At 70.3% G+C, this 22,195-nt stretch carries 27 protein-coding genes; 11 read left to right on the top strand and 16 right to left on the bottom strand.

Annotated elements, in window-relative coordinates; translation table 11 throughout:
• Nucleotides 1–11: 11 nt before the first annotated feature.
• Together H565_RS0101035 and H565_RS0101030 are read left to right on the top strand one after the other, a co-directional pair.
• The gene (locus H565_RS0101035; RefSeq protein WP_027459402.1) at nt 12–425 is read left to right on the top strand and encodes a globin domain-containing protein; all 414 of its coding nucleotides are present in this window, start codon (nt 12–14) and stop codon (nt 423–425) included.
• Nucleotides 426–489: 64 nt separating this feature from the next.
• Nucleotides 490–1,584, top strand: a complete 1,095-nt coding sequence (locus H565_RS0101030) for a bifunctional 3-deoxy-7-phosphoheptulonate synthase/chorismate mutase (protein ID WP_027459401.1) — start codon at nt 490–492, stop codon at nt 1,582–1,584.
• On the opposite strand, the gene H565_RS13885 is transcribed toward H565_RS0101030, so the two are convergent.
• Genes H565_RS13885 through H565_RS0101015 form a run of 3 tightly spaced genes read right to left on the bottom strand, consistent with a single transcriptional unit; the run spans nt 1,581 to nt 3,902 of the window.
• On the bottom strand, nt 1,581–2,213 hold the full coding sequence (locus H565_RS13885; protein ID WP_245576139.1) for a 2'-5' RNA ligase family protein: 633 nt from the start codon (nt 2,211–2,213) through the stop codon (nt 1,581–1,583). The genes H565_RS0101030 and H565_RS13885 overlap by 4 nt on opposite strands.
• On the bottom strand, nt 2,189–2,848 hold the full coding sequence (locus H565_RS0101020) for a helix-turn-helix transcriptional regulator (protein ID WP_027459400.1): 660 nt from the start codon (nt 2,846–2,848) through the stop codon (nt 2,189–2,191). The genes H565_RS13885 and H565_RS0101020 overlap by 25 nt, the downstream gene beginning before the upstream one ends.
• A 1-nt stretch (nt 2,849) precedes the next feature.
• Complete coding sequence (locus H565_RS0101015; RefSeq protein ID WP_027459399.1) at nt 2,850–3,902, bottom strand: Mrp/NBP35 family ATP-binding protein; 1,053 nt, start codon at nt 3,900–3,902, stop codon at nt 2,850–2,852.
• A 219-nt stretch (nt 3,903–4,121) separates the two neighbouring features.
• Here H565_RS0101015 and rpmH point away from each other — a divergent pair, with 219 nt between their 5' ends.
• From rpmH to H565_RS0101000, 4 genes are all read left to right on the top strand, one after another.
• Complete coding sequence (gene rpmH, locus H565_RS0101010) at nt 4,122–4,265, top strand: 50S ribosomal protein L34 (protein ID WP_027459398.1); 144 nt, start codon at nt 4,122–4,124, stop codon at nt 4,263–4,265.
• Nucleotides 4,266–4,354: 89 nt separating this feature from the next.
• A complete protein-coding gene (gene rnpA / locus H565_RS0101005; protein ID WP_027459397.1) occupies nt 4,355–4,792 on the top strand; it encodes a ribonuclease P protein component in 438 nt (145 codons plus the stop codon).
• Nucleotides 4,789–5,076: a membrane protein insertion efficiency factor YidD gene (yidD, locus tag H565_RS15905; protein WP_081851683.1), complete on the top strand. Its 288-nt coding sequence runs from the start codon at nt 4,789–4,791 to the stop codon at nt 5,074–5,076. Before rnpA ends, yidD begins: the two co-directional genes overlap by 4 nt.
• Nucleotides 5,076–6,653 (top strand): YidC/Oxa1 family insertase periplasmic-domain containing protein, encoded by a 1,578-nt coding sequence (locus H565_RS0101000; protein ID WP_027459396.1) that lies wholly within the window; start codon nt 5,076–5,078, stop codon nt 6,651–6,653. Before yidD ends, H565_RS0101000 begins: the two co-directional genes overlap by 1 nt.
• Before the next feature lie 65 nt (nt 6,654–6,718).
• On the opposite strand, the gene H565_RS0100995 is transcribed toward H565_RS0101000, so the two are convergent.
• The 4 genes from H565_RS0100995 to pdhA all read right to left on the bottom strand — a co-directional run bounded on the left by H565_RS0100995 (nt 6,719) and on the right by pdhA (nt 11,097).
• The gene (locus tag H565_RS0100995) at nt 6,719–7,609 is read right to left on the bottom strand and encodes a serine/threonine-protein kinase (protein ID WP_034407868.1); all 891 of its coding nucleotides are present in this window, start codon (nt 7,607–7,609) and stop codon (nt 6,719–6,721) included.
• A 35-nt stretch (nt 7,610–7,644) separates the two neighbouring features.
• Complete coding sequence (locus tag H565_RS0100990; RefSeq protein WP_034407866.1) at nt 7,645–8,805, bottom strand: C39 family peptidase; 1,161 nt, start codon at nt 8,803–8,805, stop codon at nt 7,645–7,647.
• Between the two features lie 95 nt (nt 8,806–8,900).
• Nucleotides 8,901–9,914, bottom strand: coding sequence for an alpha-ketoacid dehydrogenase subunit beta (locus tag H565_RS0100985; RefSeq protein WP_027459393.1), 1,014 nt, complete (start codon nt 9,912–9,914; stop codon nt 8,901–8,903).
• Between the two features lie 82 nt (nt 9,915–9,996).
• Complete coding sequence (gene pdhA / locus H565_RS0100980; RefSeq protein ID WP_027459392.1) at nt 9,997–11,097, bottom strand: pyruvate dehydrogenase (acetyl-transferring) E1 component subunit alpha; 1,101 nt, start codon at nt 11,095–11,097, stop codon at nt 9,997–9,999.
• A 282-nt stretch (nt 11,098–11,379) separates the two neighbouring features.
• Between pdhA and H565_RS0100975 the strand changes: the two genes are divergently transcribed.
• Complete coding sequence (locus tag H565_RS0100975) at nt 11,380–11,880, top strand: hypothetical protein (protein ID WP_027459391.1); 501 nt, start codon at nt 11,380–11,382, stop codon at nt 11,878–11,880.
• Nucleotides 11,881–11,952: 72 nt separating this feature from the next.
• Here H565_RS0100975 and H565_RS0100970 read toward each other — a convergent pair whose 3' ends face one another.
• Nucleotides 11,953–12,879: a DUF4384 domain-containing protein gene (locus tag H565_RS0100970; protein WP_027459390.1), complete on the bottom strand. Its 927-nt coding sequence runs from the start codon at nt 12,877–12,879 to the stop codon at nt 11,953–11,955.
• Nucleotides 12,880–13,010: 131 nt separating this feature from the next.
• Here H565_RS0100970 and H565_RS0100965 point away from each other — a divergent pair, with 131 nt between their 5' ends.
• Nucleotides 13,011–13,565: a putative pterin-binding protein gene (locus H565_RS0100965; RefSeq protein WP_245576138.1), complete on the top strand. Its 555-nt coding sequence runs from the start codon at nt 13,011–13,013 to the stop codon at nt 13,563–13,565.
• Nucleotides 13,562–14,818 carry a sensor histidine kinase gene (locus H565_RS13880; protein ID WP_152550601.1) on the top strand — a complete coding sequence of 419 codons (1,257 nt, stop codon included), beginning with the start codon at nt 13,562–13,564 and terminating at the stop codon, nt 14,816–14,818. The genes H565_RS0100965 and H565_RS13880 overlap by 4 nt, the downstream gene beginning before the upstream one ends.
• 6 nt (nt 14,819–14,824) lie before the next feature.
• Here H565_RS13880 and H565_RS0100955 read toward each other — a convergent pair whose 3' ends face one another.
• Together H565_RS0100955 and H565_RS0100950 are read right to left on the bottom strand one after the other, a co-directional pair.
• Entirely contained in the window at nt 14,825–15,823 is a 999-nt protein-coding gene (locus tag H565_RS0100955) for a CAP domain-containing protein (RefSeq protein ID WP_027459388.1), read from the bottom strand.
• A gap of 85 nt (nt 15,824–15,908) precedes the next feature.
• Nucleotides 15,909–16,499: an RNA polymerase sigma factor gene (locus H565_RS0100950; protein ID WP_027459387.1), complete on the bottom strand. Its 591-nt coding sequence runs from the start codon at nt 16,497–16,499 to the stop codon at nt 15,909–15,911.
• Nucleotides 16,500–16,560: 61 nt separating this feature from the next.
• On the opposite strand from H565_RS0100950, the gene H565_RS0100945 reads away from it, so the two are divergent.
• Nucleotides 16,561–16,917 carry an FUN14 domain-containing protein gene (locus H565_RS0100945; protein WP_027459386.1) on the top strand — a complete coding sequence of 119 codons (357 nt, stop codon included), beginning with the start codon at nt 16,561–16,563 and terminating at the stop codon, nt 16,915–16,917.
• A 14-nt stretch (nt 16,918–16,931) separates the two neighbouring features.
• Here H565_RS0100945 and tsaB read toward each other — a convergent pair whose 3' ends face one another.
• A complete protein-coding gene (tsaB, locus tag H565_RS0100940; protein ID WP_027459385.1) occupies nt 16,932–17,498 on the bottom strand; it encodes a tRNA (adenosine(37)-N6)-threonylcarbamoyltransferase complex dimerization subunit type 1 TsaB in 567 nt (188 codons plus the stop codon).
• 102 nt (nt 17,499–17,600) lie between these two features.
• Between tsaB and H565_RS0100935 the strand changes: the two genes are divergently transcribed.
• On the top strand, nt 17,601–18,743 hold the full coding sequence (locus tag H565_RS0100935) for a citrate/2-methylcitrate synthase (protein ID WP_027459384.1): 1,143 nt from the start codon (nt 17,601–17,603) through the stop codon (nt 18,741–18,743).
• 85 nt (nt 18,744–18,828) lie between these two features.
• Here H565_RS0100935 and H565_RS0100930 read toward each other — a convergent pair whose 3' ends face one another.
• From H565_RS0100930 to H565_RS0100910, 5 genes are all read right to left on the bottom strand, one after another.
• The gene (locus H565_RS0100930; RefSeq protein ID WP_027459383.1) at nt 18,829–19,254 is read right to left on the bottom strand and encodes a hypothetical protein; all 426 of its coding nucleotides are present in this window, start codon (nt 19,252–19,254) and stop codon (nt 18,829–18,831) included.
• A 220-nt stretch (nt 19,255–19,474) separates the two neighbouring features.
• Nucleotides 19,475–19,927 (bottom strand): hypothetical protein, encoded by a 453-nt coding sequence (locus tag H565_RS0100925; RefSeq protein ID WP_027459382.1) that lies wholly within the window; start codon nt 19,925–19,927, stop codon nt 19,475–19,477.
• 117 nt (nt 19,928–20,044) lie between these two features.
• Nucleotides 20,045–21,025, bottom strand: coding sequence for an MBL fold metallo-hydrolase (locus H565_RS0100920; RefSeq protein WP_027459381.1), 981 nt, complete (start codon nt 21,023–21,025; stop codon nt 20,045–20,047).
• Nucleotides 21,026–21,056: 31 nt separating this feature from the next.
• The gene (locus H565_RS0100915; protein ID WP_027459380.1) at nt 21,057–21,521 is read right to left on the bottom strand and encodes a metallophosphoesterase family protein; all 465 of its coding nucleotides are present in this window, start codon (nt 21,519–21,521) and stop codon (nt 21,057–21,059) included.
• Nucleotides 21,522–21,606: 85 nt separating this feature from the next.
• The gene (locus tag H565_RS0100910; protein ID WP_027459379.1) at nt 21,607–22,140 is read right to left on the bottom strand and encodes a hypothetical protein; all 534 of its coding nucleotides are present in this window, start codon (nt 22,138–22,140) and stop codon (nt 21,607–21,609) included.
• Nucleotides 22,141–22,195 lie beyond the last annotated feature (55 nt).

Genomic DNA, 22,195 nt, shown 5'->3' with positions numbered 1-22,195 from the left:
AGCTGGGCGCTATGACCGCACCCCTCTCCCTCACCGAGGGCGGCTCCCTCTATGACCGCATCGGGCCGGAAGCGCTCGGCCTGCTGGTGCGGCGCTTTTACGCCCGCGTCGCCCGTGACCCGGACCTCGCGCCCCTCTTTCCCGCAGACCTGACCCACACGGCGGAAAAGCAGTTCGCCTTTCTGTCGGGCTTTCTGGGCGGGCCACCCCTCTACCTTCAGCGCTACGGGCATCCCCGGCTGCGGGCGCGGCACCTGCCCTTTGAAATCACCCCGGCGCGGGGCCGGGCGTGGCTGGCCTGCATGGCGGCGGCCCTGCGCGAGACGCCCGAAATCGGGGAGGCCGAGGCGCGGGAACTGCACGCGGCCCTCGCGCGGGTGGCGGCGCACATGGTCAACACGCCGGACCCCCAGCCTCCCGGCTAGGAAGCCCCCGATTTGACTAGCAGGGCTACGGACGGGGGAGCGGCGGGCCTCCTACACTGGCCGCATGACCTCTCCCCAGCGCAGTATCGATGACCTCCGCGCGGAGGTGGACGCCATCAACCGCGACCTCCTGACCCTGCTGTCGCGCCGGGGCGAGGTGGTCGCGCAAATCGGGCGGGCCAAATCCGCCGAGGGCCGCCCCCAGCACTACGACCCCGCCCGCGAAGAACAGCAACTGCGTGAGCTGGAGCGCCTCAATCCCGGCCCCTTCTCGCACGCGGCGGTCAAGGCGATTTTCAAGGAGATTTTTAGGGCCAGCCTCGACCTCGAAGAGAGCAACGACAAAAAGCAGCTTCTCGTCTCGCGCAAGGTGCAGCCTGCGGATACGGTGCTCGACATTGACGGCGTGCGCATTGGCGGCGACGCGCCCCCCGTCATCATCGCGGGGCCATGCTCTATCGAGTCGGCAGAGCAGATGGAGGAGACGGCGGCGTTTCTGGCGGGCCGGGGCGTCCGCATTCTGCGGGGCGGCGCGTACAAACCGCGCACCAGTCCCTACGGCTTTCAGGGGATGGGGGTCGATGGCCTGCTGATCGGGGGGCAGGTTGCCCGTGAGCGGGGGATGCTCTTTGTGACCGAAGTGATGGACACCCGCGACGTGGAGGTCGTCGCCGAGCACGCCGACATCCTGCAAATCGGGGCGCGGAACATGCACAACTTTTCCCTCCTGCGCGAGGTGGGCCGCGCCCGCCGCCCGGTGCTGCTCAAGCGCGGCTTTGCGGCCACGGTCGAGGAATGGCTCTACGCCGCCGAGTACGTCCTTTCCGAGGGCAACCCCGAAGTGATTCTCTGCGAGCGCGGCATTCGCACCTTCGAGAAGTGGACCCGCAACACCCTCGACCTTTCGGCGGTGGCCCTCGCCAAGCAGGAGACGCACCTCCCGGTCATCGTGGACGTGACGCACGCCGCCGGACGGCGCGACCTGCTCATTCCGCTGGCCAAAGCCGCCCTCGCCGTCGGTGCGGACGGTCTGCACGTCGAGGTGCACCCCAGCCCCGCCACGGCCCTTTCGGACAACGAGCAGCAACTCGACTTTGCGGGCTACGAGCGCTTTGCGTCGGCGCTGGCCCCGCTGCTGGGGACACCCGCACTCGTTTAGTCCCCCCCTGCTCCCCGGACCCCGCCGCGCCCCGCTTCCTCCCCGGCGAGCGGGGCGAGCGGCTCGGTCCCCTCGCCCAGCGGAAAGGTGTGGACCTCCTGCACCTCGCCGCGCTCCTCGCGGGTGAGGCTGAGGACCTCTACCCCAAAGGACGTGACCGGGGGCGTGAGGCGCTGCACCTCCGCCCAAATCAGGTCTTCTACCCGCGGCAGGATACCCAGGCCCAGGGTGAGGTGGGGCACGTACCCCTCGCCGTCGTGGGGGGCGCGGGTGGACGGCCCTACGCCGAGGGCGCGGGCGTGCAGCTCTGAGAGCTGGGGTGTCCGCACGCACTCCAAAAAGACCATGTTGGGCAACCGTTTCCACCCGCGCACTGGGACCTCAAAAGGCGGAATCCCCCGCAGTGCTTCCCGAAAGGCCGCGACCAGCTCTCCCGGCGTGAGGGCCGTCTGAAAGGGTGCCCGCAGGTTGAGGTGGGGTGCCCCGAAGCCGCGCACGCCGAGGCGCTCCTGGGTGCGCCGCAACCAGGTATCCAGGGCTTCCGGCGGCCAGGCGACGAGGCTGTAAAGGGGCTGGCCCGTCGCCCGGTCAGGAGCCGCCACCGTCAGGGTCCGATGCGGTAGCGGCACTGGCCCTGCCCGCAGGCGATGCGCGTCTCGCGGGTGACGGTCACGCCCAGCACGTCCGTAAAGAGCTTCAGCTCGCTGCGGCACAACTCTGGAAACTGCCGCGCCACCGTCAGGTTGGGACAGTTGCGCTCGGTAATCCGCCACTCGCCTGCTCGCTCGCCGGGTTCGGCGACCGCATCAAAGCCCCGCTCGCTGAGCCAGGCGGCAAAGCGGGTGACCCGCTCTGCGGGCGGGAGGTCGCTCGGCAGCGCGGCCCGCACCTGCGCCGCGAGTTCGGTGCTGCGGGCTTCCAGGACCTGCATGACCGCCCCCTCCCCGTAGAGGGTCTGGAGATGGCGCAAGACATCGACGCACAGCGCCGAGTAGGTTTTTGGAAAGGTCGCCTCGCCGCGGTCGGTGAGGAGAAAGACGTGCTGAGGCCGCCCCCTTCCGCCGGGCCGCTCGGTGCGGGCCTCAATCAGGCCCTGTTCCTGGAGGTCTTGCAGGTGCCTCCGCGTGCCCGGCACGCTGACGCCGAGGTTGGCCGCGAGGTCTTGTACGGTCTGCGGGCCAGCGCGTTTGAGCCGCTCCAGCAGGCGGTACTTGGTGCGCTCTGGGGAGGGCGCGGGCTGGGTCTGGGGGGCGAGGGCCGTCACCTCAGACCACCGGAAGTTGGTCGGGAAGCTGCGCGAGCGCCTGCACGCTCACCCGTCCGGCCAGAGCGCGGGCCGCCCCGGTCAGGGCCTGCGCCGCCGCCGAGTCGGGATGCGCGAGCACGGTGGGAATGCCCGTGTCCGCGTCCCGGCGGGCGTCGAGGTCGAGGGGCACTTCGCCGAGCAGCGGCAGCCCGCCCAGCTTCTGCGCTCCGCCACGCCCAAAGAGGTCGTAGGTGAGGCCCGTGTCGGGGGCCACGAAATAGCTCATGTTCTCGATGACCCCCAGCACGGGCACGCTGGCCTTGCGGAACATGTCGACCGCCCGCGCCGCGTCTATCAGGGCCACGTCCTGCGGGGTGGTCACGATGACGGCCCCGGTTATCTGCACCGTCTGGGTGAGGGAAAGCTGCACGTCGCCCGTGCCCGGCGGCAGGTCGACAATCAGATAGTCGAGGTCGCCCCAGGCCGCGTCCTTGAGAAACTGCCCGATGGCCGAGTGCAGCATTGGCCCACGCCACACCAGCGCCTGCCCCGCGGGGGCGAGGTTCGCCATGCTAAGAAAGCGCAGGCCGTGCGCCTCGATGGGCTGCATCTTGCGTTCGGCGTTGGCCGTCACCCGCGCCGCGCCCTGGCCCAGCATGTGTGCCACGCTGGGGCCGTACACGTCGGCGTCCAGCAGCCCGACCCGCGCCCCGTCGCGCGCGAGCGCCGCCGCGAGGTTGACCGCCACGCTGCTCTTGCCCACGCCGCCCTTGCCGCTGCCCACCAGCAGCACGTGCTTGACGCCCGGCAGCGCGGGCTGGCCGCTGCTGCGGACCATCGCGCCAAAAGTCACGGTGACCTCCCGAATGCCGGGCACTCCCAGCACCGCCGCCCGCACGTCGCGCTCAATCTGGTCCTTGAGGGGGCAGGCGGGCGTCGTCAGGTTGACCTTGACCTGCGCCGCCCCTCCCTCCCCGACCTCTACCCGCTCAATCATGCCCAGCGACACGAGGTCGCGGTGCAGTTCGGGGTCTTGCACGGTCCCCAGGGCCTTCAGAACGGCGTCACGCATATCCCGCCATTAGTAGCGCGGCGGGGGAGGGGGCGGCAAGCTGGGGGGTCACAGTGGGAGAGGGGTCACCCTGGCGGCCCTTCCCGCGCCTTCCCGCCCCGTGCTACACTTTCACAGTTGCCCCTCAGGGGGCGAGTTTGCCACGCACGCGCGCCGGGACCCGGACATGGGGGGTTGCCCCCAGCCCCGCCCGCCGCGCGCCGAGTAAGGAGTCAGACCATGAAACGTACCTATCAGCCGAATGTCCGCAAGCGGGCCAAGACTCACGGCTTCCGCGCCCGCATGAAGACCAAAGCGGGCCGCAACATCCTGGCCCGCCGCCGCGCCAAGGGCCGTCACCGCCTCACCGTCAGCGACGAGTAACGCGGCCCCGCCCGGAGCAGGCCATCGTCCAGACTGATTTTCCCAGCGCCACTCCGCAGCGGCCTCGCCGCCCGGTGGCGCTGGCTTCATTGACGGGGGACCGCGAGTTCCGGCGGGTGCGCCAGCAGGGGGTGGTGGTGCGTGACCGCCTCTTTACCCTGCGGGTCACCGATTACCGTCCGCGCTACGGTGAAGCCTGGCAACCCCGTGCCACGGTGGGGATTGTGGTGTCCAAAAAGACCTTAAGCCGCGCCGTTGACCGCAACCGTGCTCGCCGCCGGGTGCGCGAGGCGCTGCGGACCCTGCCCGGCGGCCTGCCCCCTTGCCGGGCCATCCTGCTGCCAAATCCGGCCGTGCTGAGCGTGCCTTTTGCCGAGCTGCAAGCGGCGCTGGCGCGGGCCTTTGCGAGTGCGCCGGGCAAGGGGGCCAAGCGGGGCGGGCGGCGCGGGAACTCGGCCCCGGCCCCCCGCGTACCCGGCCCCGTGACCCCTCCCGCTTCGCCGCCCGCCGGGGAGGACCAGCCATGAGCGCGGCGTCCCGCCTGCTGCTGGGCCTGGTGCGCTGGTATCAGCGCGACCTCTCGCCGCGCAAGCCTGCGCCGACCTGCCGCTTCACGCCGACTTGCTCGCAGTACGCGGCGGAGGCGCTGGAGCGGCACGGTGCCCTAAAGGGCGGTTGGCTGGCCGCGTGGCGCGTCGTGCGCTGCAACCCGCTGGTACCTGGCGGCTGCGACCCGGTGCCGAAGGAGTGGCCGCGCCGCCGCCCGTCCCCTTCCGACCCCTCCCGTCCTTCCCGTAGAAAGTCACCTTGATGAACACCCGAACCCTGCTTCCCCTCACGGCTCTGGGAGCGCTGCTGCTTACGGGCTGCGGCACCACCGGTCCCCTTCCCGTCTTTGGCAAGCCCATCGAACCTCAGTGGATTACGGCGGACTTTGACGGTCAGTCCGGCGATGAGTACATCGCCACCAGCAACCTTCAGGACGTGGTGTTCAACGCGCGGGGCGAGGTCATCGGCTGGTACGTCAAGAACTACGCGGGAACGCCCTTCATTCGGCAGCGGCCCGACGGAACCTACGACTTCACCGCCCTGCGCGAGGAGCGCGGCATCGTCAACATGGTGGGGAGCCGCCGGGCGCTGGCGCTGGAGGGAGACGGCCTCGACCCTGCTGCCCCCGCCGAGGCCAGCGCACCCCAGCTCACCCAGAACCTCGCGCAAAATCGCCAAGACGCCGTCTTCCGCTACGTCCAAAACGGCGTGACGGTCACCAAGACGGTCACCCTACACCCGCGCAACTACCTCGTCGACGTCCGCACCCGCCTGGAAAATGGCCCGCAGACCTACGCCATGCTCTTTCCTGGCCTGGGCAAAGCGGATAACCCCCGCGTGCAGGCGGTGCCCGTGGGTGGGCAGCCCGCCGCCGTGCAGGGCAGCGGCACCCTGACGGTCGAGAACATCCAGTACGCTGCCCTCCAGGAAAACCCCAGCCAGATTGCCCACGCGCTGATTGTGCGGCCCCAGGGCGGCACGCGGGCCGACGCCGCCCTCACCGGGGGCGCAGAGGGCCTCATCCGGGTGAACCTCACGGGAGACAGCACCCTGGAGGTCTACGGCGGGCGCAACGAGCTGATTCACCTCTACCAAAGCGGGTACAGCAACCTGCCGGGCCTGTTCCAGCCCAACTGGTTCGGGCAAATCAGCCTCCTCATCGTGAAGCTGATGGAGGCGCTCTACCGCTTGGTGGGCAACTGGGGCCTGGTACTCGTGCTGCTCACGGTGCTGCTGCGGCTCATCATGTGGCCGCTGATGCAGGCGCAGGGCCGCACCACCGCGCGGATGCAGGTCATGCAGCCCAAAATCAAGGAACTCCAGGAGAAGTACAAAGACCGGCGCGACCCCGACTCGCAGCGGGCCATGCAAGCAGAGATGGCCCAGCTCTACCGCGACTACAACTTCAACCCGGCGGGCTGCTTTTCTACCCTGCTGCCCTTTCCGGTGCTGATCGCGCTGTGGTCGACCATCCGCAACTTTGAGTTCGATTCGGGGTTCTTGTGGCTGCCGGACCTCGCCATTCCAGACCCTTGGTACATTCTCGCCTTGATTTATCTCGTCGTGAACATCGGCCAGCTCTATGTCATGACCCGCAAGAGTCCGGAGATGTTCCGCCAGCAGGCCTTTATCTACATTATTTTCCTGTATTTCGCCCTGACCTTCCCGGCGGGTGTGACTATCTACATCATCCTCTCCACCCTGATTGGGATCGTCCAGCAGGTCATCATCAACAAACAGGTCGAGCGCGAAACCGCCTCCCTCGGCCAGACGGTGCAAAAGGCCCCGCCCCGCGCCGCTGGCAAGACCGTCAAGACCATCGAAGCCCCCAAGAAGTAAGCGCCGTGAGGAAGGCCGCCCTGCCAGGAAGGTGGGGCGGTTTCTTGGTCGGGGGAAGAGCGAACCTACGAAAGCTCCACGCGCCCCCAGTCCCGCAGCACCCGCAAGACCTCCCAGGTGCGCACACTGCGCCCCGCGGCCTCCGTCCCTGGCCCAGCGTCCTCCCCGTTCCAGGGCGGTGCCCACGAGCCGTCCTCCTGCTGGCTTGTGGGCAGCTGGGCCAGGGCCGTGGCCAGGGCGTCTTCCACGGCGGGGGCGAGGGGAGAAGCGGGGGTGGGGGCCACCCGCAGGGGGTCAAGGCCGCCCCCGGCGAGGGCCTCCGGGGTGGCCGCCACCCGCCCCGGCAGCACGTCGCGCAGGTATTCCAGCACGGAGAGGCGGTGGGCTTCAGGGACTTCGGGGGTCTGGGCAAAGAGGGCGGCGCTCGCGTGCCCCCTGGCGTCCTCCGGGTCCAGCCCGGCGAGGACAGCGTCCCGCGTCTCCAGCGTGAGCTGGGCGAGAAGCCCGGCGGGCAAGAGGTCGGGCCAGCGCCACAGCCGCGCCACGAGTTCGGCGCGGGGGCTGACCCGGAAGTCCTCCCTGCGGGCTGCGGACGCTTCCGCTCTGGCCTCCGGGAGCAGGAGGGGCCACACTGGCCCGCCCGGCGAGCTGTGCAGGTGCTCGCGCAGCCACCGCGCCGCACCGCCGAGCAGCTCGTCGGAGGCGGGCACGCTGAGGTCGTGCAGGACTTCCAGCGCCGCGACCGTCGCCGACACGCTGCTTGCCAGAGCGCCCGCTGCCCCTCTGAAGCCGCCGTCGGGCGTGCGGTCGGCCCGCAGCGCGGCCAGCACCTCCGCCGCGCTGCCTTCCCCCAGGGCGTGGCGCAAGCGGGCGGCCTCCAGCGGCCTGCCCCGCGTGAGCAAGAAGGCACGGGCGCGGGCAAAAGCTTCCGGCGTGAGGCGAGCTGCGGGAGCCATGGAGCAGGGTAACACTCTGCCTTCCCCCGCCCTCTTCAGCTCTGGCCCAGGGCCACCCGCGCCGCCTCAAAACCGGGCCGCAGCCGCAGCGCCTCGCGGTAGGCGGCCCGCGCCTCTGCGGTGCTGCCCAGCGCCGCGAGTGCCCGCCCGCGCCAGTAGTGCGCTTCCTCGTGTGCGGGCACGTCGCGCAAGATGGCCCCAGTCAGGCGCAGCACGTCCGCAAAACGCCCGGTGCGCAGGTACGCTTCCAGCGGCCCGAAAGAATACCAGGTGGCCCGCCAGGGAAGGCCCCCAGTGTGCCGGGTGGGCCGGGTGGGGTCGAGGGCCGGGTCGGGCGGGGCCGCGAACGCCTCGTCAAAGGCCCGCGCCGCTCCCCGCGCGTCTCCGAGAGCGAGCTTGGCGTGCCCGACCCCAAACCAGGCTGCCGCGTCCCCCCGCCGCTCGGCCTCGGCGAGGGCGACCCGCAGCGCTTCCCGCTTGGCCCACACCGGGTCGGCCCGTTCGGCCAGGAGCGCCCGCACCTCCGCCGCTCGCTGTGGCGGCGTCACCACCAGGAAGGTGCGTCCGAACGAGCGCCACAGCTCGTCAAAGCGGCCATAGGGCATGGTCAGCGGCCCCAGGTAGGAATCCAGGGCGCGGAAGGTCTGCGCCGCGTCGTCGTACCCGGTCAGCAGGCGGTAGTGGCCCATCCCGCCGCTGTCGGGGGTCACGAACCACGTCTCCACGATGACCGGAATCCCGGCGGCCAGCAGCCGCTTCAGCAGGGGGCGGTCTCCGCCCCGTGCAAGGTGCACATCCATCCCCTGCGAGCGGGCGTAGGCGGCCAGCTCATCCGGCGACACGTTCACGTCCCCCGCCGTGGGCTTGAGCTTCGGCGCAATGTCGTACTGGGTCAGCGTGCTCCCCCAGCGGCTGAGGGCCATGCCCACCGTGACCGGGCCGCAGTTGTTCAGCCGCTGGTACTCGTGCCGGATGCCGGAGACCTGGGCGGTGGGGGGGAGGGGCGGCGGTTCGGCTGGGGGGGAAGGTGCGGGGGCGGGCGTTGGCTCCGGCTCCGGCCTGGGGGCCGGGGCTGTTGCCCGTACCCGCGTGGGCGGCAGAACCTCCGCCCCTCCAGAAGAGCGCCAGCGGTCCACGGCCAAGACCGCCGTCCCCACAAGGAGGGCGGCGGTGAGCAGCAGGGGCGCAGAACGCATCCCCTTCACGGTGCTGGGGCTTCATGATGGGGCGCTGAGATTCAGGGCGTTGGCCCCAGCCGCTCCCGCATCCCGCGCTCCCCGCGCCCCCCTCTCTAGTACGCCATGACCTTCCGGATTGCCCTCGCCACCCGCACCGGGTTGGGGCGGTAGGCGTCCTCGATGGAGGTGAAGGGCGGGTAGGGCGCGTCAAAGCCGGTGACCCGCACGATGGGTGCCCGCAGGAACTCGATGGCCTCCTCCGCGATGGTCGCGCTGATTTCGCTGTGAAAGCCCCCGGTGCGCGGCGCTTCGGTGACCACGATGACCCGGCCCGTCTTCTCGACCGAAGCGAGGATGGTTGCGAGGTCGAGGGGCACCAGCGTCCGCAGGTCGATGACCTCCACCCCGATGCCGTGGGCGCGGGCGGCTTCGGCGGCCTTTTGCGAAATCTCCACCATGCCGCCGTACGTGACCACCGTCACGTCATCCCCCTCCGTGACTCGGCGGGCCTGCCCCAGCGGAACCGTGTAGTGGCCCTCCGGCACCTCCTCCTTGACCGAGCGGTAGAGCTTGATGGCCTCCAGAAAGAAGACCGGGTCGGGGTCCTCGATGGCCGCGAGCAGCAGCCCCTTGGCGTCGCGGGGGGTGCTGGGAATGACCACCTTCACGCCGGGGGTGTGGGCGAGGACCGCTTCGGGCGAGTCGGCGTGCTGTTCGGGGGTATGGACGCCGCCGCCGTAGGGGGCGCGGACCACCATCGGCAGGTGATAGCGGCTGCGGGTGCGGTGGCGGTAGCGGCCCAGGTGCGAAAGAATCTGGTCCAGCGCCGGGTACAGGAAGCCCGCAAACTGAATCTCCGCGACGGGCTTTAGCCCCGCCAGCCCCATCCCGATGCCCATGCCCACGATGCCCGCCTCGGCGAGCGGGGTGTCAAAGACGCGCCCCGCTCCAAAGCGGGCTTGCAGGCCGTCGGTGGCGCGAAACACGCCGCCCATCACGCCGACATCCTCCCCGAAGATGTACACATCGGGGTCGCGTTCCAGGGCGAGGGCGAGGGCGTCATTGATGGCAGCGACCATCGTCATGGTGCGCAGCGCAGTGGCGGGGGGGGTTGCGGGGGCGGTCATGCGGAAACCTCTTGGGAGCTGGTGGCGTGTGGCTTGTCGCTGGTGGAAGCTGACGGCTGAGGGCTGAACGCTGAGAGCTGTCTCACTGTCCCTCCTCCGCCAGCAGCTCGGCCCGCTGCCGCCGCAGCGCGGGCGTCGGCTCGGCAAAGACGTGGTCGACGATTTCGGCGGGGGTGGGTTCGGGGTAGGCGTCGGCCTCGGCAAGGGCCGCCTCGAACTCGGCCTCGACCTCGCGGATGAGGGCGGCGTCCTCGGCCTCGGTCAGGTGCCCTTGCGCGAGCAGGAACGCTTGCAGGCGGCGCACCGGGTCCTTTTCGTCCCAGCCCGCCGTATCGTCAGCCGAGCGGTAGCGGCTGGGGTCGTCCGCGACCGTGTGGGGCTTGACCCGGTAGGTCACCGTCTCAATCAGGGTGGGGCCTTCGCCCCGGCGGGCACGCTCGACGGCCTCGCGGGTGACCACGTAGGTCGCCAGCACGTCGTTGCCGTCGACCCGCACGCCGGGAATGCCGTAGCCGTCGGCGCGCCGGGAGAGGTCCTGCGCCCGCGTCTGCGCCCGCGTGGGCACGCTGATGGCCCAGCCGTTGTTCTGGAGGATGAAGACGCACGGAGCGTTCAGGGCACCCGCGAAGTTCAGCGCCTCGTGAAAGTCCCCCTCCGAGCTGCCGCCGTCCCCGATAAAGGCCATCGCCACGTTGGGCGTGCCGCGCCGGGCCTCGGCCAGCGCCGCCCCCACCGCGTGCGGGTATTGGGTCGCGATGGGGATGTAAAAGGGCAGAATCTTGAGGTTTTCCGGCATCGCCCACCCGTGCGGGCTGGTGCGCCAGTAGGCAATCGTCTGCGGGATGGGCAGGCCATAGGTCAGCGCCGCGCCCGTGTCGCGGTAGGTCGGAAAAAGCCAGTCGTCGTGGGTCAGCGCGGCGGCGGTGCCCACCTGGCTGGCTTCCATGCCGCCGTAGGGCGGAAAGACGCCCATGCGCCCGGTGCGGTAGAGCACCCAGGCCCGCTCGTCGAAGTGCCGGGCGCGGCGCATCAGGCGGTAAAGACGACGCTGCGTCTCCGGGTCGGGCAGCCGGGCGGGGTCGGTGACCTCCCCGCCGGGGGTGAGCAGTTGCAGCGGCTCACCGGCGGCAGGCTGGGGTGCGGCGGGCGGAGCCGCCTTGCGGGAGGAACGGGTTCGGGTCATCGAATACCTCAGGGGGAGGAAAGAGGAGAAGCAGGAGACTGGACAAAGGGCGCGGCCCCCGCCTCACCGCTCCCTGCGGGAGGGTGGGGAGGGAGCCGGGAGCCGCCCTCAGGGGGCGCGGCGCTGGTTGAGCAGCCGGGCAGGGGCAGGGAGGCAGCGGGAAGGGCGGGGCAGGGGGGTCGGCATGGGGAAGGGGCGGCGCACGGGGCCGCAGGGCAACAGAAAAGCTGTGGCCCCAGCCTAGCAGATGCGCCCAGGTGGGCGGCGGGCGTACACTGGGCCATGAACAGAGCGCTGCTGGTGCTGACGACCCTGGCCCTCCTGGCCCCTCCGGCAGGGGCCGACCACCAGCAGGCGAACCTGCGCCCGCTCGTGGCCGCTGACCTGTGTCCGCCCTTCTCTGCCGTGTACGTGGACGACGAGGAAATCGAGGACCTCGCCGCGCTGCTCGACGAGCAGCTCCTGCGCTACGCGACCCTCTACGGGGTGCCCTACGGCGACCCCAAAACCTGCACGGTGCAGCAGATTTTCTCGGCAGACGCCTTTGAGACGGAAGACGGTGACTATCTCTACTCCATCGAGCTGAGACTGCAACTGCGCCCCGACGTGCGCGTCACCCTGGGCACCCGCCAGTTCATGGTGCGGGCGCTGGAGCTGTGGTCGACTTCCGGCTATGGCCGCGCCGCAGACGCGCCAGGGCTGGTGCGCTCGCTCACCAACAGCGTCCGCGACTATTACGAAGACCTGGCCCTGGAGTGGAAAGCCACCCACCCGGCCCGTTAGACCCACGAAACAGGCACGCAAAACCGCCGGGCTTCCCGAATGGGGGGGGACCCGGCGGCAACGTAACGCGATTTAGCGGCGCTCGACCTTGACCTCGTAGTCGGCCTTTTTGCCCTTTTGCTTGACTTCCAGGGTGACGCGAGCGCTGCCCTTGCGGAACTCGCCGCGGACGTGGTTGCCCGTCTGACGGCTGCTCACCTGGGTGAAGCCTTCGGCGCGCAGGCGAGCGGCATACTCGTCGTAGACGGCTTGGAGGCTGCGGCCCTGGACGGTCGCCTTCCAGTCGCGCACGTCTGCCAGGGGCTGCACCGTAATCGAGAGGGCCTGAGCGGTTTGCGGCGGCTGGATGGGCGTGCCGCGGCTCGGCGGGGTCGCCGTGACGGGGGCCGGGGGGGGCGTTTGCAGGGGCGCGGCCTGGGCCGGGCGCGGTGCGACCGTGTAAAAGGCCGTTGCGCTGACCCAGCTTTCCTGCGGCAGGGGGGTCACCACGATGCTCAGCGCCTGCGCAAGCTGCTGCTGGCCCTGCACGTTCACGGTGGCAAAGCTCGCTTGCTGGCTCTTGAAGGTGGCAATCTGCTCCAGGTTGAGGGGCGTCAGGCTGGCGAGCGCGAGCACCTTGTTCAGGCCGTAGGGGGCGGCGATGTCAAAGGTGAAGGGGTCGCCCGCCGCCGGAAAGGTGCGGGTGGTGTTCGCCTTGACGAAGTTTGCGCCGCTTTGAAAGCGGTTGGGCAGCACCAGGTCGACCTGCCCCTGCGGGTCCACGTTGAAGAGGTACACGTAAGCGTCCCGGTTAACACTGACCGAGAGGCGGATGCGCTCGCCGGGATGGTAGGCCGGGGCCTGGGTGCCGCTGCCCCGGTCGGTCCACACCCGGACGGCCAAGTTCGTCTGGACCGGGTTGACGATGATGCTCTGGGCGCTGAGCACCGGAGCGGCCCCAGCGCTGCCCAGTGCGAGGGCACCGAGCAGGGGCGTCACGACGGGAAGGAAAGAACGCATGGGGGCAGTGTGTCGCAGCTCCATGATGCCGGACTGACGCGCAGGCAGCGGTGCGAGGGGGGTTGTCTCACCCCCGGCTCATGCACCCCGCCCCCTTGAGGCCCCGCTGGGAGAACTCTAGATTGGGGGCCGTGTTCCCGACAAAGCGCGTTCTGTTGGCGGCCCTGGCGCTGGGTCCGGTTATCTTCGGCGGCCTGGGGCCGGGAGGGTGGGCGCAGGGGACGAGCACGCCCTTTCCCTACCTGCGGACCGCCGCCCGGCCCATCCCCGCCCCGCAGCCGGGTGAGCGCCCCCTGCTGCGGCTGGAGGGCCGGACCCAGACCTTGACCCTGACCCGCAGCCAACTGCTGGCGCTGCCCACCGTGCGCTACGCCACCCGGCACGCGCAGCTCGGACGCACCTTCACCTATGAGGGGGTGCCGCTGCGCGACCTTGCCCGGCTGGGGGGCTTTGCCGGACAGGACATGCAGCTGCACGCGAGCAACGGCTACATGACCATCATCGCGGCGCGGGATTACGAAGCCGCGCCCATCATGCTCGCGCATACTGCTGACGGCAAACCGATTCCCGTCCTGGAAAAAGGCCCCCTCGCGGTGGTCCTCCCGCCCGACGAGAGGCGGTTCCCGCGCAGCCAGTACGGCTCAGCGTGGGTGTGGTTTGTCGAGCGCATCTCGCCCGCCCCGTGAGTGACCCTGCGAACGAGGCTGCCGCCTCAGGGGCCTCCCCCGCGCACCGCGTGCCGCTGGGGGTACGGGCGCGGGAAGTGTTGCTCGCGCTGTTGCCCGCGCTGGTGACGGTCATCTTGCTGCTGCTGGCTCTGCAACCCGCCTATCAGTCGCTGCTGGCGCGGGGCGACGGCTGGTCCATCTATAGCTACCACGGCCTGGCCAAGGACGTGCTGCACTACCGCGCCGCTCGCCTTGACCCAGCTGTATCCCGCGAGGAGCGCGAGCAAATCCGCGACCAGGTACGGTCGAGCCTGCTGAGTCCAGGGCAGTTCGAGCACCTGCGGGCCGTCGAGGCGCTGGGTGAGGCCCGGCTGAGCCGGATTCGCGTCCTGGTTGAGGCGGGCACCCCGCAGGCCCTCGCAGAAGCGGGGCGGCTGGCCACGCAGCTCAGTGCTCAGGCGGAGGAACTGTCGAACCGCTTGGGCCGAGACTATGAGGCCGAGTTTCGGCGGCTGCGCCAGGTGCTGCTGTGGACCGCGTTGGCGACCGGGCTGCTCAGCATGGCCCTGATTTTGCGGGCGCTGCGGCTGTGGCGAGCGGAGCGCGAGCGCCGTGCCCGGCGCGAAGCCCGGCAGCGCGAGGCCCTCAGCCTCGCCAGCCACGAGTTGCGCCGCCCCCTCCAGAACCTGCTGCTCGCGAGCGACCTGCTACGCCGCGCCGCTACCCCGCCCCAGCAGCAGCGGCTGCTGGCCCTGATTGAGGAGAGCGCCCGGCAGCTCGCCAGCCGCGCCGACCTCACCCGCCTCGATGACCTGTATCTCGACGTCACCCTGCGGGTGGCCCCGACCGACCTGCGGATTCTCGTGCAGCGCCTCGCGGGCGGACGGGTCACGGCGCGGGTGCCAGAGCATCCGGTGGTGTGGTCGGTCGACCCCGACCGGGTCGCGCAGCTTTTGGAAAACCTGGTGGAAAATGCCCTGAAGTACACCTGCGGACCGGTTGAGGTCGCCCTCGCGCTGGTGGGCGGCCAGCCAGAGTTCGCGGTGCGTGACCACGGCCCCGGCATTCCCCCAGAGCAGCGCTCCCGGATGTTCCTGCCCTACGAGCGCGGGCCGCTGGGGGTGACCCCAGGCCTGGGGCTGGGCCTCTCGCTGGTGCGCCGCTACGCCCGCGTGCATGGCGGCGACGTGACCCTAGAGGACGCGCCGGGCGGCGGCACCCTGGCGAGGGTCTGGCTGGGTGAACCCCCGCTGATTGACGAGCGGCGCTGAGGCCGCCTACGGACCTCCCGCCTCCAGCGGCGTGGCGAACACCTGGGTCCAGAAGTGGCCGTAGCGGGTGCCGGGGCGCTCCACGTGGGCGACGCCGAGATGCGTGAAGTCGCCCATGATGTTGCGGCAGTGGCCGGGGCTGCGCAGCCACGCGTCCACCACCGCCTGCGGGGTGGCCTGCCCCCCGGCGATGTTCTCGGCGCTGGCCGCTGCCCGCAAGCCCGCCGCCTGAATCCGCGTGGCGGGGGTGCTGCCGTCGAGGGCGCTGCGGTGGTCAAAGTAGCCGTGCAGGGCCATGCCCGCCGACTGCGCCAGGGCCGCGACCTCCAGCTCCGGGAGGCGCTTGAGGGGCGGCAGGCTCTGGCCCCCCTCCCGCAGGGTCGCGCAGTTCCACCCCCGCGCCCGCGCCTGGTTGGTCAGGCGCAGCACCTCCGTCTCGAAGGGGACGCTGCGGACCAACGGGGCCATGCGAAAGGTGACCTCCCGCGTCAGCACGCCGCCCGCGCCGGGCAGCCGCACCCCCGCCCGGTGCTCCCCGGCGCTCACGGGGAGCGGACCTTTCCCGGCGGCCTGCCCGTCCAACGAGAACTGCGGGGTCGCGGGACGGTAGGCCACGCTTCCCGCCGCCGAGAGCCGGACCTCACCCAGCCCCAGCAGCACGACGAGGGCGGCGCGTTCGGGGCCGCTGCTCTCGACCCTCACGTCACCCGTAGCGACCGAGCGCACCCGCCCCCGCGTGTCCAGCAGTTCTGCCCGCACCGTGTAGGTCCCCGGCTGGTAGTAGGTGTGCGCCGTGTCGCGGCCCTCACCCTTCTGCCCGTCCCCGAAGTGCCACTGCACCCGGTGTTCGGCGGGGGCCTCCGCCCGAAAGCGGACGGTCAGCGGTGCTCGCCGGGCCTCGCTCATCGAGAAGTTCACCCGGAACGCCACGGGCTGCGCCGCGCACGCCCCCAACATCGCCACGCCCGCCAGCAGGCCGCCCCGCCTCCATCGCCCTGTCCTCACCCCTTCACGCTAGCGGCCTCACCCACCCAAGCCAAGCCGCCCATTCTTGGCGGAGGGCTGACCGCTGACGGCTCAGGGCTGTCCCTCAATGCACGTCCGCCGCGTCGGCAAGCAGGCCCGCGAGTTGTTCCTTGGCCCGGAAGACCCGGCTCTTGGCTGTGCCCAGGGCCACCCCCTGGATGCGGGCGATTTCGTCGTAGGGGAGGTCCTCGACAAAGCGCAACACGACGGCCTCGCGGTATTCGGGGGCCAGCTCCATCAGCGCCCGCTGGACGCGGCCCTGCGCGTCGGCGCTCTCGGCGGCCTGCACGGGCGAGCGGGCCTGGCTGGTGACCTCAAAGCCCACGTCCTCCCGCGCTTCTTCGAGGCTGAAGCGGTGCAGCTGCTTGCGGCGGTGCGATTCAATCTGGGTGTTGCGGGCCACTTGATACAGCCAGGGCAGCACCCGCTCGCCGGGCCGGAAGGTGCGGATGGAGCGCCAGGCCCGGTAAAAGACCTCCTGGGTGAGGTCGAGCGCGTCCTCGGCGTTCCCCTCCAGCCGGTAGAGGTAGGCGTACATGCGGCCCTCGTAGGCCGACACGAAGTCGTACCACGCCGCCTCGTCCCCCCGACTGAGGCGATCGAGCAACTCCGGCGAGAGGACATCAGGCTCAGGCGTCACGTCGCTGCCCACCATACCCCGCCCGCCTGTCTCCGCGCCTCCGCCTTTTGGCGCGGGCTATGATGCCCGCCAAGCCTTGTCTGCCCCTCCCGCCTTCCCCAGCCCCGACGCTTCTCTCACCGAAGTGCTGCGTGCTGCGCTGCCTGACCTCAGCGTGGGGGCCTTGTTGGGCTTTGCCACCGGGCTGGCGCTGCGCAAGGTGGGCCGCCTGGCGCTCGTTGCGCTGGGGCTGCTGTTCGTGGCCGTGCAACTGCTTGCTTCTCTGGACCTCCTCAGCGTGAACTGGCCGCGCGTGCAGGCGCTGGCCGACCCCCTCTTGCAGCAGGGGGGCCAGGCCGCGCTCACCGGGCTGGGGCGGGTGCTCACGGCCAACCTGCCCTTTGCCGGGGCGTATGCGGCGGGGTTGCTGCTGGGGCTGCGGGGACGGGGATGAGGGGGGCTTTGCCCTCAGAGATACGCCAGCGCCCACTCCTCCTGGCCGTGGTCCAGCCCCGCCCGCAGCAGGGCGAGGCCGTCGGGGGCCGGGTCGCGGTGGTGGGGACGCCCGGCGGCGAGCGCCTCAAACTCGGCGAGGCTGCCCTTGTGCGGGGGGTGAATGACCCGGCGGACGACCCCGCCACGCACCTCATAGACCGCGCCGTAGACGTTCTCCCGTCGGGCGTCCAGCGACACGGCGACCTCGCCCTCTAGGCCGCCTGCCAGCCCTTCCAGGGTGGGCACGCCAAGCACCCGCGCCCCCCACACCCGGCCCAGGCCGAGGGCGTAGCTCGCGCCCACGCGCACGCCCGTGTAGGACCCCGGTCCGGTGCCGATGACGACGGTGCTTGCCCAGAACGGGAGGCCCGCCGCCGCAAACAGCTCTGCCGTGGCTCCTGCCAGCCGCTCGGCGTGCGCCCGACCGACCTCCTCGCGCCAGGTTCGCTCGCCGCCGGGCCAGGCCAGCGCCAGGGCCAGAAAGGGGGTGGCGGTATCGAGGGCCAGGGTCACGGGGTGGGGGGCAGGGGGCACCGACATGGCGGGCATTGTAGGGGGCCGGGGCACTGGCCTTGTCACCCGGACGGGAACCGCGCGGGGCGGGGGCCAGAAGCGGGGGGGGGGTGCTATGGTGAGCGCACCATGACGAACACCGCCAACGTTGCCAAGGGGCTGGAAGGTGTGCTCTTCACCGAAAGCAAGCTCACCTTCATCAACGGGGCCGAGGGCATCCTGACTCACCTCGGCATTCCGATTCAGGAGTGGGCCGAGCACAGCACCTTCGAGGAACTCTCGCTGGCGCTGCTGAACGGCAAGCTGCCCACTGCCGCCGAACTTGCTGCCTTTGACGCCGAACTCAAGGCCAACCGCGCCCTGCCGGAAGCCCTCATCCAGGTTATCCGCGACATGCCCCGCGGCATCCACCCCATGCAGGCGTTGCGGACCGCTGTCTCTTACCTGGGTCTGCTGGACCCCCAGGCTGAGGAAACCACCGAAGAAGCCCGCCGGGCCATCTCGGTGCGGATGATTGCTCAGTTCTCGACCATCATTGCGGCGTTGGGCCGCGCCCAGGAAGGTCAGGACATCGTGGCCCCCCGCTTGGACCTGACCCACGCCGGCAACTTCTTGTACATGCTCACGGGCAAGGAGCCGACCGAGGAGCAGGCCCGGCTCTTTGACATCGCCCTGGTGCTGCACGCTGACCACGGCATGAATGCCTCGACCTTCACGGCGATCGCCACGGCAAGCACCCTCAGCGACATGTACTCCTGCATCACCTCAGCGGTCGGCGCCCTCAAGGGGCCGCTGCACGGCGGCGCGAACGAGGCCGTGATGGACATGCTCGACGAGGTCGGCACCCCTGACAAGGCCGAGGCTTATATCACCGCGAAGCTGGACCGCAAGGAAAAAATCATGGGCGTGGGCCACCGCGTCTACAAGTACTTCGACCCCCGCTCGCGCGTGCTGCGCGACTACGCCGAAGTTGTCGCCAACAAGGAAGGCAAGAGCAACTACTACCAGATTCTTGAAACCATCGAGCGCGTGGTCGTGGACCGTATCGGCTCCAAGGGCATCTACCCCAACGTGGACTTCTACTCCGGGACCGTTTACTCCGACCTGGGCATTCGCAAGGAGTACTTCACGCCGATTTTTGCGCTGGCCCGCATCAGCGGCTGGTGCGCCTCGGTCATCGAGTACACCCGTGAGAACCGCCTGCTGCGCCCCGACGCGCTCTACACCGGCGAGCGCGACCAGCACTACGTGCCCCTGCAAGAGCGTCAGTAAACGTCATTAACCCAACATTCGGGTGGGGGCCGGGCCGGCGGGGTTCCGCCCCCCGCCCCCTGGTGCTGTGGCTGCGGCGGTCGCCTCAAGCCTCGAGCGGCTCGACCACCCAGGGGCCGTAGTGGTTCACAAAGTGGGCGTGGCTGTCGCGGAAGGCCTGGGCGACTGCCGCGACGCTGACCCCGGCATGGGCAAGGTCCACACTCAGCACGATGTCGCCGTTGCCCAGGGCGCGGGCGTACTGCCCGATGTGGCTGCCCTCGTCGGTCAACCCCTGCATCAGGCGCAAGAAGCGTCGCCATAGGCCGTGGCCCTCGGCATCGATGGCGCGGTACCCCTCGTCTCCCATGATGATTTGCACGGCCTGGTCTTTGAGGCCGAGGGCCAGCAGCCGCGAGGTGCACTGCCGCACGTCTTCCAGAGACGTAAAGATGCCGTACACCCGGTTTTGGCTGAGCAGGGTGAAGTGCGCGGGCTGGGGCTGGCGAGATGAGAAAGAACGGTTGGGCATCACTTCCTCCGGCTGCACGGGCAGACCGCCCGGCTCAGAGGGTGGGCGTCCGAACACGGTGCCAACACGAGAAAGTTGCGGGACAAGTGTATCTCAGGTGGAGGGAACCAGACTGTGTGGGGCGGCCCAGGTGAGGGCCAGCGCTGGGAAGAGCGGGCGCTGGCCGCAATGAGCAAGACCGGGGCCGCGACATCCCCAGTCTCTGGCCAGGGGGCTGACCTTACGCTCGCAGGCCGCCACTCCCGTGCAGGGTGCGCTCGACCGCTCCGGTCACTTCGGCCTCGAAGCGGCGCAGGTGCTCGCGCAGCCGCGCCAGCTCATCGGGGCCGAGGTCGCGCAGCCACAGCACGGCGCGGCCCAACACGGCGAAGGTGAGGGGCGCATCCCCCGCCGGGTCCTCCTCGTCGACCGGGTCGAGGATGAGTGCCCCGTAGTCGAGGCCCTGGTTCATCAGGTTCATGCCCATCAGGATGTCTGCGAGCGAGTCTTCTTCGACGTACAGGTCGAGGTCGAGGTGCAGGCGCACCATCACGCCGCCCTGAGGGTCCGCCTCCGCAAAGAGGGCCACCCGGCTCTCGCCGTGCTGCACCAGAGCACCGTCCTCGATGGCCTCGACCGTCAGCCCGCTGTCCGAGAGTGCCCGCATGATGCGCTGAAGTTCCGGGGCCGTCATGGGCGCGAGTATAGAGCCGGGGGCCGGGGGCCAACCGTGGCGGCGTGAGGCCCCCAGCGGGGCTTGGGGCGGCGGCTCCGCTTCAGCCTCAGCGCGGGCGTCTGCCGCTGAGCACCGCTAGGCGTGGTACACCCAGGCTCCGCCCTGCCAGGTCCGGGCCAGCGCTCCCAGCAGCCGCAGGTGCTCGGCGTGCGCGAGCGTCTCGGCGAGAGCGAAGCGCCGCCCGGCAACGTTCAGGTCACGCGGAAACATCACGAGGCTGAGTTCGTAAGCGGTGCGGGCCTTCCGCGTGGCTTCGGCTTGCACGAAGTCGAGCCGCTCGTGATGGTGCGAGCGCAGTTCGCGGGCGCGGGCCTGCACGCCCTCCATGACGGGGCCATGATGCCCCACGACCGCCCGGCACGGGTTGAGGGCTTCGAGCTTGCCGAGGGTTTGGAGGTAGTCGCCCAGGGGGTCGGGGCGGGTGTAGGCGTACAGGCCGACGTTGGGGCTGATGCGCGGCAGGATGGCGTCTCCGGCAATGAGCAGCCTCTCGGCTTCGTTCCAGAGGCCCAGGTGGCCGTCAGCGTGGCCGGGGAGCCACAGCACCTCCCACTCACCCCCCGCGAGCGGCACCGATTGGCCCTCGCGCAGTGGACGCACCCGGCTCGCGGGGTGCACCCGGTCGCGGGTACGGCGGCTGTCGCGCTCCAGGCTCTCCAGCAGTTCGGGCGGCAGGCCGTGGTCGGCCAGGTGTTTGACGTGTCCCGGCAGCCACTCCTCCCAGCGGTGCCAGTAGCGCTCGCCGCGGCCAATCTCGACGTCGAGCATCTGCACAGTGGCCCCGCTGCGCTCCTCGAGCAGGCCCGCCAGCCCGTAGTGGTCGGGGTGGTGGTGGGTGATGATGACCCGCTCCACATCGGGCCAGTGCAGGCCGAGGGCCGCCAGCCCGTCCTCGATGGCCCCCCGCGCTTCCGGGGTGTCGAGGGCTGTGTCGATGAGGGTGACCGGGCCGCCCGTGTCGACCAGCACGGTGACCGTCTTCATCGGGTAGGGGATGGGCACCTGGAGGGCGTGGAGGGTGCCGTGAATGCGCACGGGGGCGGAGAGGGCGGTCATAGGGGGCAGGCTAGCACCCGCGCCGGGTGGTTCAGGGGGGCAGCACCAGGGGTTCTGCTCGTGCGCCGCCCCCTTCCAGGTGCAGCCACGCGCAGGCCATGGGCAACCGAAAGCGCCGCGGTCCCACTGACCCCGGATTGAGGTACAGCACCCCCTCCCGCTCTTCGGCACGGGGCTGGTGGGTGTGTCCGGACACCACCACCTGGACCCCTGCCGCGCCGGGCGAGAGGTCGAGGGCCGCGAGGTCATGGAGCAGGTATACCCAGACGCCGCCGAGTTCCAGCAGCGCCGTCTTCGGGAGGTCCGCAAGGGGCGGTGAGCGGTCCACATTGCCACGCACGGCATGGACCGGGCCGGGGCAAGCCTCGTGCAGCGCCTCCAACACCTCTGGCCGCCCTACGTCTCCCGCATGCAGCACGGCATCTGCCTGCGCCGCGAGCCTGAGCACCTCCGGCCTCAGCAGGCCGTGGGTATCGGACAGGGCGAGCACGCGCATGGGGACAGTCTAGGGCGGCACCGGGGCGGGGAACAACAAGCACGCCCCCCGCCAGGAGGGGGGCGTACCGGAGTGACGCGCCGGATTACAGGCGGCTTTGGATGGCGCGGAGGCTGGCGCTGTCGGCCCAGCTCAGGCCCTGGTCGACGTAGGTGCGGGCGGCGGCGCGGTCGCCACGTTGCAGGGCGATGTAGGCGAGCTTGGCGGCGCTCAGGCTGGCGAGCTGGCGCTCAGTCTCGTTGAGGTTGCCGAGACGGAGCCAGGCGTTGTAGGCGTTAATCCACCACTGGGTCTTGGTGTAGAGCTGCGCGAGGTAGGCCTGGTAGTCGCGGTTGGAGGGTTCTTGCTGCGCGGCGTAGAAGGCGTGGTCCACGGCGGCCTTCCACAGGGTGCGGTCGTAGAAGGGGAGGGGGTAAGCCACGTCCGCCTGCACCGCGTATTCCTGAGCGCGGGCGAAGTTCTCTTCGGCGCTGAGGGCAGCAGGACCGACGGGGGCCGTGGTGGTCTCCACCGTGGTCGTTTCCGTCGTCTCGGTTTGCTGCGTTTCGGTGGTGGTGGTGTCCTGAGCGGCGGCCAGCCCCGCCAGGGCGAACGCGGTCAGCATGAGAATCTTTTTCATAGCGAGAGCATCTTAAGACGCTACCTTGGCGAGCGTCCATCCGACAAACCACCCT

The organism is Deinococcus murrayi DSM 11303, assembly GCF_000482805.1.
Lineage (GTDB): Bacteria > Deinococcota > Deinococci > Deinococcales > Deinococcaceae > Deinococcus > Deinococcus murrayi.
This window is presented reverse-complemented; position numbering and strand designations above follow the sequence as displayed.